We start from the raw sequence: 1,560 nt of genomic DNA, 5'->3' as shown, positions 1-1,560 counted from the left end.
TGATGGGGCGCATGGTCGCGGCGCCCAGCAGCAGCGTCTCGTCGCGGCCGCGGCGGTTGAGGATGCGGTCGGTGAAGACGTGGCCGCGTTCGAGATCGCTGGCGATCTGGACCTCGTCGACGGCGAGGAAGGAGAGGTCGAGGTCGCGCGGCATCGCCTCGACGGTCGAGACCCAATAGCGCGGGCTCTTCGGCTTGATCTTCTCTTCGCCGGTGACGAGCGCGACCGCCTCGCTGCCGACCCGCGCCGCGATCTTGTTGTAGACCTCGCGCGCCAAGAGCCGCAGCGGCAGCCCGATCATCCCCGAGGGATGCGCGAGCATCCGCTCGATGGCGAGATGGGTCTTGCCGGTGTTGGTCGGCCCGAGCACCGCAGTGACGCCCGCGCCAGCCGCTCGATCGGAAAGCGCGCGCTCGGAAGCGAAGGGGGAGGAAGAAAAGGCCATGTCTGGGGGATTAGGTAATGGCGATTTGGGCGAATGTCAGTGCTATCTGGGGCGGGCCGGCGGCTGGGCACACGGAGCGGTCACTACGCACTCCGCTGTCATGCCCCGGCTTGACCGGGGCATCCAGTACGCCGCGGCCCGTCCGCTCGACCACAACCGCCTCGGCGTACTGGATCGCCCGGTCAAGCCGGGCGACGACGCCGGATGTGTAGAGGCGTACTCCCCAAACCTCGCGCAACTGTCTCACTTTGCGACGCTTTTCCCGTTGGTCTTAAGCTTCGGAACGACTCTAGAACGAATCGCGGCCGAATCGCTGACTCCAGATTGAGTCCCGTTCCGTTCACGCAACATGTCGCGGGAGTCCCTATCGGCTGCAACTAGATGGAGTTTTGGGCTGCCGTACAAGTGACGTTTCGATGGCGGAAGGCGTTAAGTTGGGGACGGCGCGGAGTCGAATCAGAATCGGGGTGGAGTCAAATGGATTCCCGGCAGGTCGGGCCCCCTAGCTCATTTTCGCGAAAACAACCCCATGCACAGTAGGGATGTGGTTGAAAGCGCTTCACTTTTTTTCCGTCATCCTGAGGTGCGAGTGGCGCGGTGCACGGCACCGCGCCGGGAGCCTCGAAGGATGAACGGCCCCGATGCGGCGGCTGGCGCAGATATGCTGGTGGCGAGATCCGGGCCGTCGTCCTTCGAGGGCCGCCGAAGAGGCGGCCGCCTCAGGATGACGGGTTAACAGACGGGGCCTGCGGCCCTACTGCGTCTTCGCCACCCTTGGCGGCTGGGCTGTGGTGATGAAGCTGGTGGCTTCCAGCATGGCCGGTCCCAGCGGCGTCGGCACTTTCAGCCAGAACGGGACCAGGATGCGGGTGCCGGCCACGGGAGCGAACGCGATCTCGATGTTGCGCTGGGCGGCGAGGTATTTGATCACGGGGCGATCGGGGATGTAGCCGGCGACAGGGACGAAATAGAGCGAGCAGACCACGACCGGGCCGTGATAGCCCTTCTCCGCCTTCACGGTCTCCATGCGCTTGAAATCGAGCTTGAGGTCGTAGCGCATGCGGCCGTCGAACACGGGCGCCGCGCTGTGGCAGGCCTCGGGCGTCACGGGGTCG

1 protein-coding gene and 1 pseudogene are annotated in these 1,560 nt (G+C 65.4%); both read right to left on the bottom strand.

Features of this window, described 5'->3' with window-relative positions:
• A pseudogene (locus MOV75_RS37550) lies at positions 1-445 on the bottom strand (helicase); the annotation flags it as partial.
• 754 nt (positions 446-1,199) lie between these two features.
• Positions 1,200-1,560: DUF3108 domain-containing protein (locus tag MOV75_RS37545; protein WP_247007931.1), on the bottom strand; the 361-nt coding region annotated here is incomplete at its 5' end.

This window comes from Bradyrhizobium sp. PRIMUS42 (assembly GCF_023006515.1).
Lineage (GTDB): Bacteria > Pseudomonadota > Alphaproteobacteria > Rhizobiales > Xanthobacteraceae > Bradyrhizobium.
This window is presented reverse-complemented; position numbering and strand designations above follow the sequence as displayed.